We start from the raw sequence: 15,617 nt of genomic DNA, 5'->3' as shown, positions 1-15,617 counted from the left end.
TGTTCCGAAAAAACAACCGAATGTTTCAAGGATGTAAACAAATGCGGCGGGAACGTTAATAAGCCGGAAACGTCAGGATGAACGAGGTGCCTTCCGAACCGGTGCGGTCAAGCGTGAGCGTGCCGCCCTGCGAATCGGCATACTGCTTGGCCAGCGACAGCCCCAGGCCGGCGCCGCCGTTTTCCCGCGAACGGTTTTTGTCCACCGTATAGAACGGTTCGAAAATCTTGTCCTTCACCTCATCCGGGATGCCGATGCCGGTATCGGCGATTTCAATAATGACCTTCCCGTCGCGCAGCTCGTTTCGTACATGGATGCGGCCGTTTGCTTTATTGTACTTAATGGCGTTGTCAAGCAGATTGACGAGCAGAATGGTCATGCTGTCTTTGTCGGCTTCCACGTAAGCTTCCGTCAAATCCGTATCCAGCCGGATGCCGAACTTCTCCATCTTGCCCTTCAGGCTGTGCAGCACCGCGTGAATCGCCTCACGGACGTCGATTTTTTCCTTGCTGAATTCGAATTCGTATTTGTCCAGGGCGGACAGCTGCAGCACCTTCTCCACCATTTCGTACAGCCTCTGCGTTTCGCTCTGCACGGCTGCCTTGGCGTTGACGAGCAGCTGCTCGTCATCGGGATACATGTCGAGCAAATCCATGTAAGCTTTGATCGAGGTGAGCGGCGTTTTGAATTCGTGGGTGACGCTGCCGATGAACTGCTTCTGCTGCCGATCGAGCAGCGACAGCTTATGGACCGCCAGAGACAGCTTCTCCCGTTCCGCCTCGTTATCCCGCAGCGTCTTCTTAATCTGCGAGCTCATCGCCCGGATTCCCTCGCTAAGCTCGCCGATTTCATCCCTTCGCGGGAGCGTCTCGGCGTCGAACCGGCCGTCCCGAATGCCGTCGATCGCAAGGTTCAGCCGGATGATCGAGGCGGCGAACGAATTGAAATAAACATAAGCGAGAAGGAAGCTAAGGACGAACACGCCTGCTCCCATTAGCGCAAACAGCCGGCGGATCTCGTCGTAGAACGTCTGATTCGCCGCCAGCGAGTAATTGAACTGCACGACGCCTACTTGCTCGCCGCCCGTCCATAAGGGCGACAGGTAATATAACGAATCGCCTTCGGTCAGGTAGGCCGCTTTGCGATCGAGGGCGAAAGCTAACGTCTTCGCCAAATTGTCGGGCAGCGGACTGCCCGATTGCCGATTGAGCAACCGCCCATTCCCATCGTACAGCACGACGGTATGCCCGGTCATAAGCGCCAGCTGCTCGGCGAAGGCTTCGCCCTTCGAAGCAAGGAACGTTTGCGGGACTTTGCTCGCCTCCGCCATCAACGTCTGTATGAAGTAGGTGTTAGCCGTTGCGGCTTGCTGGGCGAGATATTGCTCGGCCTGCGCTTGTTGGTTTTGTTTAATGCCCGCGAGCACGAGCAGGCTTAAGAGGAATACCGTAAGCAACAGAAGGACGGCCAGAAAAATACTGAACTTCAGTTTGATGCTAATGGTCACCGTAACCTCCCAAAGCTTTATAACCGATGCCGTGAACGGTTTGAATGATATCGCCGTACTCGGCGCCAAGCTTCTTCCTTAGCCGCTGGATATGAATGTCGACGGTGCGCGTGCCGCCGATATATTCGATGCCCCATACCAGGTCCAGAAGCTGCTCCCGGGTGTACACCCTGTCGGGGTTCGACAGCAGCTGCGCAAGCAGGTCGTATTCCTTCGGCGTCAAGTCCAGCTTGCCGCCGCCGGCGTAAGCCGTCCGTTTGTTCACATACAGCGCAACTTGGCCCAACCGGATTTCGGGAAGCTCCGGCTTGCCGTCCGCGCCCTGCAATCTTCTCAGCAACGATTTCAAACGCGCCAGCAGCTCCCGCATATCGAACGGCTTCGTGATGTAATCGTCCGCCCCGAGCTCAAGCCCGAGTATTTTGTTGGCGATATCTTCTTTCGCCGTAACCATAATGACGCCGATGCGCCCCTTGTCCCGGATGCTCTTCAGAATGTCGTAGCCGTCCATCCCGGGGAGCATGACATCCAAAATAATAGCGTTGGGACGAAAATCGTCCAATCTTCCGACGGCCGCCTCGCCGCGCTCAAATACTTCGACGTTATAGCCTTCCCTGCGCAAAGCATAAGCGATCGCATCGGCGATCGTTCGTTCGTCCTCAACGACCATAATCCTGTCGCTCATAGCTATCACCAATCCAATCGAAATAAACTAACGAAGAAAAGGTACCCTATTTAAGGATACCTTTCCTAAGTATACTATGTTTTCGGTTCGCAATCTTCTTGAATGCCGGCCTGCGTAATTTTACCTCTCCTTGCATCGCGTAAGTCATTCCGTCCATTCGAAGGTTGTGTCGATAACCAGTTGATAAAATCGCTTATCGCCGGAAGAAGGCTTCATGAGCTGTCGACGGCTGCTCGAACCAATGGACGATCCGGTCGGCCGTCTCTTGATCCGCCGCGGCATGCATGAGCATTTGTCCGATATGTTCGGGCAGCGGGCCGGTCATCGCGTTCGTCCATTCGGTCACGGCCGTTACATAAGGACGGGCGCGGTTCCAATAATCGATTCCGACCTGTTCGTCCCACGGGGATTCTTGGTGCGCTAGGAGCGTCTCATAAAGCTGCTCCGCACAGTAGGAGGCCGTATTGCAGCCTTGGCCCGTAATCGGATCCGCAAGGATGACACTGTCCCCGCATCCCAGCACCAGAGTGCCGCTTTGCATCAAATACGGACGGCGAACGATCGGCGTGATCGCGGTTTGAAGAAACGCCACCTCATCGACAAGGGAGAAACGATCCAGGTCGACGCGTCCATAAATTTCCGGGAAGCTTTCCTGAAGGACACTCTCCATCCGAGCCGCAAAGTCTTGAGGCGTCTTTATCCCTTTAAAAGCATCCAATAGCCCGTCGGGCACCGCCTCAATGAATAAAATGGTTACCCGTCCCTGTTCGGTTATAGCGGGAATTTCGAACATCTCGCCGATTCCGGGCATTACCGTAATCGATATCCCCTCGGGTTCGACGGGCGATACCCCTTTGAAATAACCGACGATGCATTTGCGCTGCGGCGTTTGAAACGGCGTAAGCCCGGCTTCAACCGGGAACGGGACAAGCGGGCCGGCTTTGCCGGTGGCATCAATCAAGAGATCGTACGATTCGGCCATGGATGCCAGCTCGTTCCGGGATACGCGGCCATTGCGAAAGCGCAATCCTTGCCGCCTCAAGTCGTCCATTGCCGTGGAGTAAGCCAAGCGCTGATCGACGGAAGACGCCGCGCCCTTCAGCCTCCCGACAAACAGCTTCTGCGTGCCCACGTTGAAGTGGATCGTTTGGATGCTAGGCGCATCGTTCGTATCCGGCATAAGGAATCGCCGCTCCCGCTGAAGCGTCGGATGAAAATGAACCTGCGTCGACTGGATTCGTCCGCGGCGAGTCTCTTCCGGTTCCTCGTAATGAAGCAGCGTAACGTCGAAATCCTTACGCAAGGAATAGGCTAGCTGCAGTCCCGCGGTACCGCTGCCGATAATGGCAATCCGCTTGCTCATAAAGCGATCTCCCCCTATTGAATGAACTCTCCTAACGATACCGGAAAATCCTTTCCATTAAAAGGGAATTATTACCTATAGCAGAGAATATTTGTCCTTCTCCTTATTCATCCTTCAACCTGCAACGCCCTGCATCGCGTAAGGCAAGCCGTCCTTCCAGCCGATTTCCGTCATCGACAAGTACCAGGAGCGGCCCATGTCGTTGTTGCCTTGATAGAACAAGTCTCCTCCACATTGTTAATTCCTTCTTAACGAGCGTGCACCATACCCCTTCGGCATTTTGCAGCCGGGTTCCTCCAAGAACGAATGAGCGGCTCGTAATATTGCGTCATGTTAACCGGGTCGACCGTCCGTCCGACGGTATTGCAGCCCCATATCCCGGTACGCAAAAAAAACACCTTACCGTCAGCTTGCGCGGGAAGGTGCTTGTCATCTTTAATGAGTAACCTTGGAGGCCAAAATGTCATTCGCAAGCTTTGCCCGCGACTTCTGCGCGAGACCGAAAAATGCGATAAGAGCAAGCAGGCTCGTGGACAAAATGATCATTCCCATCGGCACCGCGGAATATTCCCCGGCAACGCCGACCAGCGGTGAAGTGACCGCTCCGATTACGAAAGGCAGCAGGCCAAGCAGGGCGGATGCGCTTCCCGCCCTTTCGCTTTGCGACCCCATCGCCAGGACGAACGAAGCGGTTGCCGTCATGCCGATCGACGCCACGAAGAAGAACAACGGAATAACCAAAGCCCACAAAGGACCTTGCAATAAAATAACGATCAAAGCCGCAAAGCTGGCCGTAACCGCCATAAGCAAGCCAAGGATCACGAATTTGCGTTCCGAGAACGTCCGGCTGAACCGCCCGACGGCTTGCGAACCGATAATCAAGCTTATGCCGTTGGACGCGAACAACAGCGCGAACAATTGCGGAGAGGCTCCGTAAATATTTTGATAAACGAACGGCGTTCCCGATACGTAGGCGAATACGCCGCCGATCATAATGCCCTGCGCCAGCGCGTAGCCGATAAACTGCCGGTCTTTAAGCAGCGCCCCAATGCCGGCTAACAGCTCGCCGAAGTTGCCGGATACCCGCTTCTCCGCAGGCAGCGTTTCCTTTAAGTTCGCCGTAGCCAATATGGCGAGCAGCAGTCCGACGATGCTTAATGCGATAAACACGCCTACCCACGTCGTAAAGGAGATAACGCCGCTGCCGGCCATGGGCGCTATCATGGGGAATAAGTTATTTACGAGCATGAGCAGCGCGAAAAACTTCGTTAATTCCGTCCCGCTATAGACGTCGCGCACGATCGCCCGGGAGATCACGATTCCCGCAGAGGCGGCAAACCCCTGCACGAAGCGCGCGGCGATAAAGCAATAAATATTCGGGGAAATCGCGCAGACGAACGAAGCAACGAGATATAGGATAAGCGAAATAATAACGGGCTTCCGTCTCCCGTGGACGTCGCTTAACGGTCCCATGATCAATTGGCCCAAACCTAAGCCGATGAGGCATGCCGTCAAACTAAGCTGAACGAGAGAAGCCTCGGTTCCAAAATCGGCGGTAATTTCCGGGAAAGACGGCAAGTACATATCAATCGTAAGCGGACCCAGCGCCGAAAAAGCGCCTAACAGCAATACTAATCTTAAGCGGTCATACTTGTTTGTTGCGGACATCGTTTAATCTTCTCCTAAACCATCCAAATAAGGATTTATCATTTATCGTATCTTGTAAACTCGATTCATTATAGACCAAGATCGAAATAAACCCAATAGCAAATTGATCCTGCTTATGGCTTTGACCGGCAACGGGCGCAAAAAAAGAAACGGATCAGACATTCAAGAATGCCCGACCCGTTTTATCGTCCATACGGCCCAATCGGTATTCGCCCGGCGTAACGCCCGTCTGCTGCTTGAATCGGCGTACGAAGCTGGACACAGTAGAAGCTTTGGAAAAACTCCGCAAAGTACTGCAAGCCGACCCATGAGCTCCCCATGATCCCTTTGACCGGCGAGTAATCCTTGAACGCGATAATGACGCCGTACATCGGAACGTAGCTAAATACAACGTAATAAGCGATTCCGAACAGGCCCAGGAAATAAACGTATTTGTGTTTCTTGAAATCTTTGCGATACTTATATGCAGAATTTATCTCTTATTCAAGGCATGCTCGAAGCTTCTTATTTTTTCTTCGGATTCGGAAGAACGGGCATCGCGGTCGGATCCCATCCGTCCGTTCCCCTCATCATGGACGAAATCGTGTACAGGTTCGCTTCTTCCGGCGTCAGCTGCTTGGACCAGGCCGCTCGGGATTCGGCCGCCGCTCCCGGCCCGGCGTTGTTGAATTCATAGTATCTGGCCGTCTTCTCGTTATCCGGTCTGCCCCAGTTGTGCCAGCCCTTGTCGTGAACGACGTCCTCCATTTCCGTGTTCATGAACAGAACATGGGCGAACGGTCTCCATGGACGACCGAAATAGACGTCTCTGACTCCTGCCGCACCCGTGATCTTGCTGTTCAAGAACAAAAATCCGTAAGTCTGATTTTCGGGCGTGCTCGCTGCCGTCATGTATCCGCCCGAACGGACATTGTGAATGACGCTTCGGTCGAACACCGCGATTCCCGGTCCGTAAATAAAATCAACGGCCCCCTCGATATAGCTGTTTTCCACGTAAACCCGTTTGCCCGTATTGTTCACGAAGAACGTATCCTGATAACCGATCATGCGGACGTTGTTGAAATACGCTCGGTCCCCTTGGAGATCGAGCGCGACCGCTACGCCCTGAGCGCCCGCCCCGTTCGCGAAGGTAATGTTCTCGGCCGTAAAATCGTCGGATTCGACGGCGGTCGCTCTTTCATTGAATCCGGTACCCGTAATTTTGGTGTAAGTGATGATCGTTTCTTCCTTGCTCTCGCCGATAAAGCTGACGGCATGCTTCGTTCTCGGCACGGTAACCTGTTCCTCATAGATTCCTTTGCGGATATAAATGATCGTTCTGTCCGTATTGCCTTCGGGAATGGCATCCACCGCCGCCTGCACGCTTGCGAACATGCCGGTGCCGTCCTTGGCCACGACGATCACCGCGGCGGGCGTCGCCCCCTGCGGGTACGACCCGACGCCCGGGCCGTTCTTATTCACCGATTGAACCGAATAGTAATAGGTTTGGCCCGTGTCGGCATCGGTATCGGTATATGCCGGTTTCCGCAGACCGGAAGCAATGACGCTCCCTGCCCCGTTCCTCGTTTCCGAGCGCATAACCTGATAAGAGGATGCCCCCTTCACCTTCGGCCAGCTCAGCTCGACGCGGTCTTCGAAGGCCGATAGTCGAATGGCAGCCGGAGCGGGTACCGTATTCGCCGGATACGGGATGACCCGCACGGAATCGGAATTGGCGCTGGAGGCGGTTCCGCGATGCGCGGAAACGACATAATAGTATACCTCTCCGTTAGCGAGCCCCTTGTCCCGATAGCGCGTTCCCTTCACTTGATCGGCAACGACCGTATACGGACCGCCGCTCGTCGTGCTTCGCTTCACCTTGTAGCCGGAGGCACCGGACGCCGCGGCCCATGTGATGACCGCCGAAGCATCCCCGGCAATCGCTTTCACCTTGGCCGGAGACGGCAGCGGCGCCTCGGGACGAACCGCGATCGCCTCGGACGGTTCGCTGTCTCCCGCAACGCTTGTGGCCGTAACCGTATAATAGTAGCTTTTGCCGTTTGCAAGTCCTATGTCTCTATAGAAAGGCTCTTCAACCCGGGCTGCGGCCGTATAAGGTCCTTCCTTGCTTTCGCTTCGCTCCACGGTATACGTTGCGGCATGTTCCACCGGCTGCCAGGTAAGGTCGGCTTGCGTATGGCGGCCTAGCCCCGCAAGGCCCGCGGGCGCCTCGGGCTTCGCAACGTTCGCCGACGGCGTGACGCGAGCCTGGTTGGAAGGATCGCTTTCTCCCAATTCGCCGACGGCAGTTACGACATAATAATAGGTCGTCTCGTTCGCAACGCTCGCATCCGTATACGTGGTCGCGGAGGCGCTCAGCTCCGAGGCGACCGTCTCGTAGGGGCCCCCGTCCGTCGTGCTTCTCTTGACGGTATACGTTAATGCGCCGTTCGCAGTCTTCCAATCCAATTGGATCTTTCCGTTCCCCGGGATCGCCCGGAGTTCTTTCGGTGCGGCCGCCGGTCCCACATACACCTTGATATTGTCAAAATAATACGTTCCGCTGCCGCTGCCCGGCGTTCTGCCGAACAACGCGCTGCCCAATCCCAAGGTCCGCATGTCGTCCTTCAGCTCCACCTGCTCGGCCGCCAGGACATGGTCTACATAAATATCCATCGTGTTTGCCGCCGCATTGGCTATCACTTTCAAATTGTACCAACGGTTGCCGGCCGGCAGGTCGGACAGCTTCGCGTCTTGCCCGTACTTATTTTTGTAGATCAGAGCGTAAGCATCCTCCTGCTCCGGCAATTGAGGCTTGCGGACCTCCAGGGCAATCGGCGTCTTCGTCCCTGCCGGATCCTTGACCTGAAGCACGATCGAAGTGCCCGGCATGGCCGGCGACATAAAGTCGGTCTCGATCGCGACCGTTCCGGTCTGCTTCGGGAATTGGAGCGTAACCCCCGTGCTGCCCGCCGCGTTGTCGTATACTTTGAGCGACTTGGCGGAATCGTTCCCCGTCGAGTTGGCGGGAATCCGGTCCACGGCAACCGTATGGTCCGCGTCCTGCGGATCCGGGGTTACGCTATAGCCGTCAGGCACCGATCCGATAGCCAGATCTTCGAAATCTTCGTTCACGTAATACACGGTTTTCGGATCCTCCTCGCCGCCGGATGTCAGCTTTACGTTCGAGAACAATGAGGTATTGTATTTGTGCGTCTCGTTATCCGGCTTCGCCGCATCGGCAACCAGACCGACATAGGCTTTCTCGGGAAGCTCCACGTTCACGGTCCCAACAGCGGTCCACGCGATGCCGTCGGGCGAGACGTGCGACGTGAATTGGTTGCCCTCGCGGGCAAGCTTGATCCAGTAAGGCAGCTGGAATTGCTGCTCCGGCTGAATTCTCGCAACCTCTCCGCCGGCGGTCGCGCGGCTTAGCGTTACGCCTCGTTTGCCCGTTCTCATGTACGGAACGACAAGCGAAGCAAACGGGGAATCTTCACTCAGACTACTGCGGAACATGACGCCGGCTTCCGCTTCCTCGTTGGTTGCGGTAACGCTTTCAACTTTCGCGACGATTTCGGCGTTCCCCGTTATTTCCTGGTAGGCGAAATGGAAGGCATCCTTCGTGCCGCTCTTGCCTCCGATATCGCCGGCCGACTTGACGGTCAGCTCGCCCGGAGCGTCGCCAAGCTGCGCATGGCCCGGAATGCCAGGGCTGCCGACATCGGCGGATTGCCAAGGCTCGATGCCGCCTTCGGTGTTCGCATGGACGACCACGCTCGTCGAGAACGTCGATGTGCCCGTTTCGTCGATTGCTTTCGCCGCCCAATAGTGGGTCCCGTCGGCAGCCTCCGTCCATTCGAAGCGGTACGGCTTGCTATCGTCTTCTCCAACCTTCTCTCCGTTGCGATAAAATTCCACCTTCGTCACGGTGCCGTCTTCATCGGCCGCGGACGCTTCGATCGTGACGTTCGAGCCGGCTTCGACCACCGCGTTGTTCGCCGGTTCCGTGATGACAGCGGTCGGGTTCTCCGAACCATTGCCTGCGATCCCGTTCAAATACAGCTCCAGGTTCGTGTAACCTTCTTCATTCGCCAGATTGCGGTCGTCCGGATCGTTCGGATTCAAACCATTGGCGGATTCCCATCCGCTCGGCATGCCGTCATGATCTTCGTCTTCCAAGGCAGATTCGACCGGCTCCATGATCGGATAGCCGCCGACCTCGTTCTGCGAATTGATATGCGTGCCGGTTCGGTTGACGACGTCTTGAATAACGCTGGCATCAACGGCGTCCCGCTTCGGGAGAATGGCGCCGGCGCTCCGCATGACCGCTTCATAGGCCTCTTCGGCGGATTCGGTCGGCAGCGGGTTGGCAAATGGCGCGGGAGATTCCAGCTTTACGTAATCCGGATAAGTGTGTACGCCGGCCCAATTATCCGCAGCGAGCTCCGGGTATCCGTCCATGACGTTGCCGTCGATATAGTAGCTTCCGGTCGTCTCCGCATTCATAAACCGGATGACTTCCGTCTCCGGACCGGGTTTATAATAGTTGTTGATCATATTGGTAACGGCGCCTTTCCCTCCGTAAGAAGCGAAGAACCCCCAGTTGTACACGACGTTGTTGCGGAAGTCGTGGGCGTTGCCTGCCGTGCTGTCGAATGCCGGATTGCGGCTGGAATTGTGGGCGATCAAGTTATGATGGAAGCTGGTGTTCTTGCCGCCCCATATTCCGCCGTAGCCGTGTCTGCCTTTGGCATGTCTGCTGATATGCATCGCATTCGCGATAATCGACCACTGAACCGTCACATTTTCGTTTCCGTACGGACTGAACACCTCGTCGACGGACCAGCTGAACGAGGAATGATCGATGATAATGTCCTTCTTGTACCGCCCGCCGAAGGAATCCGCTTCGGTTACGTTCAAATCGCCCAGCCGGAACCTCATGTACCGCATGATGAGATTGTTCCCTTCGAAGGTTGTCGGGTACCCGATGACCGTAACTCCTTCTCCCGGAGCCGTCTGGCCCGCGATCGTCAAGTTGTCCCCGATAATCTTGAGCGGAGATTCCAGTTCGATGACCCCGCCGACTCGAAAGACGACCGTCCGGTTACCGGCGCTGACTGCCTCCCGAAGCGACCCCGGACCCGAGTCGGCGAGCGTCGTCACTTCGTAGACGTCGCCGCCCCGGCCGCCGGTCGTATACTTCCCGCCGCCTTCGGCACCCGGAAAGGCGGGCGTCCGCAACGTATTTTGCGGGTTCGCGGATTCCGTGCTCTCTTCGGCATAAGCCGAACCTCCCGTAATACTGGTGAACGCCACCGCCATGATGAGCAACTGCTTTAACCATTTTCCTGTGTTCAAGCGCCTACCTCCTCATGAATTTGAAATCAATAACAAGGATGCGTGAAGGACCACCCCCTTTCATTCCGTGCGATTACTTCAGAACGACCTCCCCGCGGTCCACTTCGGAATCGACCGTTATCCGCCGGGCTTGATCGGCTTTCAATGCGACGCAGTCGATTTGTCTGGATCGCTCTCCCGTTACCGCTAACAAGCGGTCGCCCTTCGCCGTTCCTGTTCCGCTAACCTGCTCTATCCGGATATTTCGGCATTGATGGAGAGTAACGAGCGGCTTCTCCTGAATGGACAGCACCATGTCCCGCAAGCTCACGTTCGTACCGTTCCGGCATACGATGCCCTCTTTGCTCGTCATCACGGCCCGCTTCACCGACAGGTTATCGACCGGCATTTCGGGCAAGCCATTGATAAGCAGAGCGGTCTGTGCGCCGGCGCATACGATATCCCGGATCCGGATATTCCGGAACACGGGCGTCTCCGCGGTAACCGGCACCATCGCCTCATCCGGATACTCGCCCGATCCCGCTTTCCCTTCGTAAAATAAATTGAACGAAATCGCGTCACCGATCATATCCTTCATCCGGATGCGTTCGATGAATATATTTTCGACGACGCCGCCGCGTCCGCGGCAGCTTTTGAACCGAATGCCGATATCGGTGCCGATAAAGGTGCAGTCGGATACGGATACGTCCTTGATGCCCCCGGACATTTCGCTGCCGACGACAATGCCGCCATGGCCGCGGTATACCGTGCAATTCCTGATGCGGATCCGCTCGCTCGGCATTCCCAGCAGACGCCCGGCTTCATCCTTTCCGGACTTTAGGCAGATCGCGTCGTCGCCGACATCGAACGAGCAGTCCTCCACGGTCACATATTTGCAGGAGTCGATATCCAGGCCGTCCCCGTTCTGGGCGTACCACGGATTGCGGACCGTAAGGCTGCGAATCGTAATCTGCTCCGATGCCCACGGATGCAGGCACCAGGCCGCGGAGTTCTGGAAGGTCGGACCGTCCAGCAGGATCCGTTTGCAATTTCTTAAACTAAGCAGGCAGGGCCTCAGGTAGTCTCTGGCCGGCTCGTAGTCTGCGGGATTATCGCTGCCTGTCCCCTCGATCCGTGCCAAAATTTCCTGCCCGTCCCTTGCGGCCGGAGTAGGCCACCACATCTCGTTCCCATCCGCGACGCCGCCGGATTGGAGCAATCGCCTCCACTGACTGTCCGTCAGCTTGCTTTTTTTGACGGGTCTCCACGCATCCCCGCTCCCGTCGAAAACGCCGCCGCCCGTAATCGCGATATCCTCGAGTCCTTCGCCGTCGAGCGGCGATTGGCAGCGATACGTCCGCTTGCCTTCGTAAGTCGACAGCAGAATCGGATAACGATCGAAACGCTTGCTGAACACGACCAGCGAACCGGCTGCGGCATGCAGCTCGATCCGGCTCCGCAAGGTAAGCGGACCGGTTAACCAGATACCGGGGGGAATGACGACTTTCCCTCCTCCCGCCTCCGAGCAGGCCTCAATCGCTTCATGAAACGCCTTCGTATTGTCGAACGCGCCGTCGCCTACGGCGCCATAATCCGTAATCGTTACCGAATAGTCCGGAATGCCCGGCAAGTCCGCCTGAATAGCTTCCAATTGTTCAAACATAAAGTACCTCCATTTTATGGCGGCATCATGCACCATCGGCTTATAAAGGCACGATGATGTAGTTCCCGCCTGTTTCGGTTTGAAGTTCCATGAACCGGCCATTACGCTCCGCCGGTATATCGTCTCCGTCCGGTGCCGTGACGCGCACCGGCCGCTCCGTATATAGCCGCAGCTTCTTCCCGCTCTCCGAAGCGATCTCCGCTCTCGCGAGACGGCAGCCGCTCCACGCGACATCGATCCGGAAGCCTCCTCTGGCGCGAAGACCTCGCACGCGTCCTTCCGGCCATGCCCCCGGCAGCGCCGGCAGAAGTCTGATGTAGCCCAGGTGGCTTTGGAGCAGCATCTCGGCGATTCCCGCAGCGGCTCCGAAGTTGCCGTCGATTTGGAACGGCGGATGATTGTCGAACAGGTTCGGCAGCGTCGACTTGCAAAGCAGCTCCTTCGTATGGAAATAAGCCTGCTCGCCGTCGAGCAACCGCGCCCAGAAGTTGATGATCCACGCCCGGCTCCAGCCGGTGTGCCCCCCGCCGTTGTCCAGCCTTCTTAGAAGCGTAATTCTGGCGGCTTCGGCCAATTCCGGCGTAGCGTCCGGGCTGATCGTCGTTCCAGGATGAAGGGCGAACAGATGGGAAATGTGCCGGTGGCCGGGGTCGCCTTCTTCATAATCCTCCAGCCATTCCTGCAGCTGCCCGTGCCTTCCGATTCTCATCTCGGGCAGACGGGCTTTAACGGCCATCCATTCCTGGCGGGCTTCGGCGTCCGTGCCCAGCTCCGCGCTCGCCTCGATGCAGGCGTCGAACAGCTCCGTCAAGATCTGCGTATCCATCGAAGGCCCGTAGCAGAGCGTTCCGGACTCGCCGTTCGGCAGCTTATAACGGTTTTCCGGCGAAACCGAAGGATTCGTTACCAAATACCCCTCGGGGCTTTCCGTCAGAAAGTCCGTAAAAAACAGAGCCGATTCCTTCAGCGTCTCGTACGCCTTCTTCAGGAAATCGGGATTCGGCTGGAAACGGTAATGCTCCCATAGATGCAGCGTCAGCCATGCCGCTCCCATTACCCACTGAGTAGCGGGCGGATAAATGTCTTGGGGAGCGGTGTCCGCCCAAATATCGGTGTTGTGATGGGCGACGAATCCGCGGCAGCCATACATATTCCGCGCCGTTACACGGCCGTTCTCCCGCATCCGTTCGATCAACTCGAACAGCGGCTCATGGCATTCCGCCAGGTTGCAGCTTTCGGCGGGCCAATAATTCATTTGAGTATTGATATTGATCGTAAATTTGCTATCCCAGGGCGGCGACATGGAATCGTTCCATATCCCCTGCAGATTGGCCGGCAGCGATCCGGGGCGGCTGCAGGCAATGAGCAAATATCTGCCAAAGTGAAAATAAAGCGTATACAGTCCCGCATCCTCTTCGCCCGCCTGTACGCGCCCCAATCGTTCCTCCGTCGGCAGCAGCCGAAGCTCCTGTCCGGCAGGAGCTCCCAGCTCCAGCTTCACCCGGTCGAATAACCGCCGGTAATCCTCGACATGGTTGTTGAGCAGGACGCCGTAATTCTGGACGGCCGCATGCTCCAGCAGCTCATGGCAGCGCCGCTCCGGATCGCCGGTGCGGAAGGTGCTGGCCGCGGCAAGAACGATCGTGACTTCGTCGGCCCGGTCTACCAGCAGATGCTCGCCGATCGCGCTTACCGTTCCGCGGGCCGCGATCGCTTTGGCGGCCGCGCTGTAGGTCAGCCCGTCCTTGCCCCCGCAATCGTTCGTCATCACGATCGTATCCGTTCCATGCCGGCGCGAAGCGTCCATATGCTTCCCCTTCTTCCGCTCGAATCGCACTCTCAGCGTCAGAGCGCCGGGGCGGTCCGCTTCCAATCGCACGATCATGACCTGGTCCGGATAGCTGCAGAACACTTCCCTGCGAAAGGTAACGCCTCCGTATTGATAAGTCGTTACCGCAACCGCCCTTTCCAGATCAAGCTCCCTGCGGTAATGGGTCAGCTCGCCCTCCGGATGATCGATGCCGACGTACAGATCGCCCGCCGTCAAGTAGTGCCTCTGGCTGCGCGGCGTTCCGGAAAAAGCCGCTTCCGACAACCGGTGCGCTTCCTTCAGCCGTCCTTCGAACAGCAGCTTGCGTAGGAGAGGGAGATTGCGAAGCGCGTCCGAGTTGTTCCGGTCCCTTGGCCCCCCGTACCACACCGTGTCTTCGTTGAATTGGACGAGCTCCTGCTCCACCGAGCCGAACACCATCCCGCCCAGTCTGCCGTTTCCGATGGGCAGAGCCTCATTCCAGTTTTGAGCCGGCTTGTCGTACCAGATTAAGGTTTCCGAAGCGAATGACATGTTGTCCTCCCCTTTGCCAACAAGATTTGTAACGATTCCCTTCTCCGTATAGAGGGATGAAAATGCTAAATTCTTCTGCCGATGATGCCGATTTCCGATAAAATTTTGCTTTTCTTGTTGAACTTCGAAGATGTAAGCGTTTAAAATAGTGGAAGGAAAGATAGCCCCGATTAAAAAAATTACAACCTCAGGCAGGTGATGAATGTGAATGACAGGCACCACCCCAAGTACCATATCGGAGAGCACGATTTCTCGATCCAATACATGTCGCGGAACGGTTCGAGCAGCATGCCCCGCCCTCATGAACATCCATTCTTCGAGCTCTATTACCTGCTTAACGGGGAGAGGGTTTATTTCATGGACGACAAAGTGTTTACCGTAAGGAAAGGGGATTTGATGATCGTCCGTCCGCATGATCTCCATTCGACGGCAAGCACGGATAAACCGACCTTCGAGCGGATACTCGTCGGATTTTCCCGAAGCTTCATCGAGCAGGGGGATGCCGGAGTCGCCGGATTGTTGAACGACGCGACATCCAGATTAATTCGGATTCCGCTCAAGGACCAGCCGGAGATCGAACGGCTGCTGCGCGCGATGCTCGAGGAATGCAAATCGGAGCAGACGCACTACGGCTCGCTCGTTCGCTCATGCATGAACGAGCTGCTCATCCGGCTTCGCCGGATCGAAAGCGCGCTTCAATCCCAGGCGTCGCATGAATATGAACATCCGATGCATCAGAAAATTACGGAAATCGCCCAGTATATCAAAACCTACTATCGGGAAAAGCTCACGCTGGAGCAGGTTGCCGGGCAATTCTATATCAGCCCTTCCTACCTCAGCCGGATCTTTACTAAACTAACAGGCTTTCACTTTCGCGAGTATGTTCAAGTCGTACGCATTCGGGAAGCGCAGAAGATGCTCGCAAGCGGCCGGGAGTCCGTGCAGCTCGTTTCGGAGCAGACCGGCTTCGAGCATATCGCCCACTTCAATAAAACGTTCAAGAAGATTGCCGGTACAACCCCTCTCCGGTACCGCAAGCAGAACGAACAAGCGTAAACGGCTTCGCTA

General features: G+C 56.4%; 8 protein-coding genes. 1 reads left to right on the top strand and 7 read right to left on the bottom strand.

From position 1 onward, the window contains the following. Positions 1–55: 55 nt before the first annotated feature. The 7 genes from IDH41_RS31880 to IDH41_RS00765 form a co-directional block, all read right to left on the bottom strand. A complete protein-coding gene (locus IDH41_RS31880; protein WP_190857370.1) occupies positions 56–1,507 on the bottom strand; it encodes a sensor histidine kinase in 1,452 nt (483 codons plus the stop codon). Next, positions 1,497–2,192, bottom strand: a complete 696-nt coding sequence (locus IDH41_RS00790; RefSeq protein WP_190857368.1) for a response regulator transcription factor — start codon at positions 2,190–2,192, stop codon at positions 1,497–1,499. The genes IDH41_RS31880 and IDH41_RS00790 overlap by 11 nt, the downstream gene beginning before the upstream one ends. A gap of 193 nt (positions 2,193–2,385) precedes the next feature. Beyond that, positions 2,386–3,555, bottom strand: a complete 1,170-nt coding sequence (locus IDH41_RS00785; protein WP_190857367.1) for a styrene monooxygenase/indole monooxygenase family protein — start codon at positions 3,553–3,555, stop codon at positions 2,386–2,388. Between the two features lie 435 nt (positions 3,556–3,990). Continuing rightward, entirely contained in the window at positions 3,991–5,223 is a 1,233-nt protein-coding gene (locus IDH41_RS00780) for a multidrug effflux MFS transporter (protein ID WP_190857365.1), read from the bottom strand. A gap of 504 nt (positions 5,224–5,727) precedes the next feature. Further along, positions 5,728–10,563 (bottom strand): pectinesterase family protein, encoded by a 4,836-nt coding sequence (locus IDH41_RS00775; RefSeq protein WP_190857363.1) that lies wholly within the window; start codon positions 10,561–10,563, stop codon positions 5,728–5,730. 73 nt (positions 10,564–10,636) lie between these two features. Beyond that, positions 10,637–12,205, bottom strand: a complete 1,569-nt coding sequence (locus IDH41_RS00770; protein WP_190857362.1) for a glycoside hydrolase family 28 protein — start codon at positions 12,203–12,205, stop codon at positions 10,637–10,639. Positions 12,206–12,245: 40 nt separating this feature from the next. Then, positions 12,246–14,549: a glycoside hydrolase family 95 protein gene (locus tag IDH41_RS00765; protein ID WP_190857360.1), complete on the bottom strand. Its 2,304-nt coding sequence runs from the start codon at positions 14,547–14,549 to the stop codon at positions 12,246–12,248. Positions 14,550–14,753: 204 nt separating this feature from the next. Here IDH41_RS00765 and IDH41_RS00760 point away from each other — a divergent pair, with 204 nt between their 5' ends. Continuing rightward, positions 14,754–15,605 carry a helix-turn-helix transcriptional regulator gene (locus IDH41_RS00760; RefSeq protein ID WP_190857358.1) on the top strand — a complete coding sequence of 284 codons (852 nt, stop codon included), beginning with the start codon at positions 14,754–14,756 and terminating at the stop codon, positions 15,603–15,605. Positions 15,606–15,617 lie beyond the last annotated feature (12 nt).

Origin of the sequence: Paenibacillus arenilitoris, assembly GCF_014705655.1 — a bacterium.
GTDB classification, from domain to species: Bacteria; Bacillota; Bacilli; order Paenibacillales; family Paenibacillaceae; genus Pristimantibacillus; species Pristimantibacillus arenilitoris.
Note: the sequence above shows the minus strand (reverse complement) of the source record. Positions and strands in the feature narration are given on the sequence as shown.